At 27.7% G+C, this 1,616-nt stretch carries 1 protein-coding gene; it reads left to right on the top strand.

The window, feature by feature from the left end; all coding sequences use genetic code 11:
• Positions 1-642: 642 nt before the first annotated feature.
• Positions 643-1,371, top strand: coding sequence for a hypothetical protein (locus BLU40_RS17430; protein ID WP_090126822.1), 729 nt, complete (start codon positions 643-645; stop codon positions 1,369-1,371).
• The last annotated feature ends 245 nt before the right edge of the window (positions 1,372-1,616 follow it).

The raw sequence follows: 1,616 nt of genomic DNA, 5'->3' as shown, positions 1-1,616 counted from the left end.
GCACACTTACGAAAATCCTAAAGGGATTTTCTTGGTCGGTAAATATTTACTAAATTTATTGCTTAATCACGCCACAAAACATACCAAAAACCGTTAAATTTTATGCCGATGAAAAACTAATTGGATAAATGATAAAAATACGGAGAAGAAACTAAAACGATAAAAATCTCATTGAAACGTTGATTTTGAGCAACACTTCGGAGGAGAAACTAAAATGAGAAAACCAGTTGAAACGTTGATTTTGAGCAACACTTCGGAGGAGAATCGAAAAGGAAAAACCAGTTGAAACGTTGATTTGATCAACACTTCGGAGGAGAAACTGAAACGGAAAAACTAGTTGAAACGCTGATTTGAGCAACACTTCGGAGGAGAAACCCAAATGAAAAAACTAGTTGAAACGCTGATTTGAGCAATATCTCGGAGGAGAAACTGTAACGAATTAACATAAAAGATTAATTTAAGTTTAATAAAAATAATTACAACTCAAAAAGGCACACAATTTAACAATGCGTTTATTTCATTGCTTGGTTAATTCCACGTACGAAAAGCCTCTGATTATTCTAATGTTTGAAGTTTTTTAATTAAATTTGACCTTAATCACGCAACGAAACCAAACTCTAAACCGTTGTAGCAAATTACGAAATGAAATATATTGATAGTTATAAAGCGACACAAACTGGACTATATTTAGTTATATTTTCAGCCTTGATTTTTATGTCACTTGGTATTTTAACAAGCATATATTTTGTTAAAGAGTTTGATTTTCATCCTTTTATTTCAGTGATATTATTTATTTCGATTTCATTGATAATCTATACCCCTTTTTGGAGTTATATTTTGGTTAAATGGAAAATATGGAGTTATAAGAAAATTGATGATATAGAAATTTTAATAAAATTAGCCACAAGGAAAAATCTTATATACCCTGACAATCATTTTTATACAAAATATGAAATATGTTCAAAAAAAGATAAAAATCTAATTAGAGAATTAAAAAGAATTAAACTTGCAGAGGACAATACGAATATCTTGAACAATTTGTATAGAGATAAAGAATTTAAGATTAAATCATATTTAGACATATTACTGAATAACGAACCTTTATTAATCATAAACTATAAAGGAGTTTGGTTGAAAGACACTGGATTGATTAAATGGACTAATTTTTCATATTTAAAACTTAATTTTGATAAATCAATGACAGAGGGATTCAGAGAAACTTGGATAGATTACAAAATTAAAGGAGAGAAAGAAATTATCAGATACGATTTGAATAAATTAAGTTTTATGAATATTAATTACTTTAAATTAGAATATTTATTGGAAGTTTATAAAAAACTTGCTACAACAACTGGTATATTTTATAGCTAGGTTTAAACACACTTACGAAAATCCTAAAGGGATTTTCTTGGTCAGTAAATATTTACTAAATTTATAGCTAAATCACGCCACAAAACATACCAAAAACCGTTACCTGTAATTGAACAAAATTGTATAACTTAAAATAAAACAATGAAACGAATGAAAAAGTATGTTATTTTAATGATTAGTTTAATGATTATTGGATGTAGCAGAGACAACCAGAATGAAAATGTAAATGCTTTTAATCTAGATGT

Source organism: Lutibacter oricola, assembly GCF_900106565.1.
GTDB lineage: Bacteria > Bacteroidota > Bacteroidia > Flavobacteriales > Flavobacteriaceae > Lutibacter > Lutibacter oricola.
This window is presented reverse-complemented; position numbering and strand designations above follow the sequence as displayed.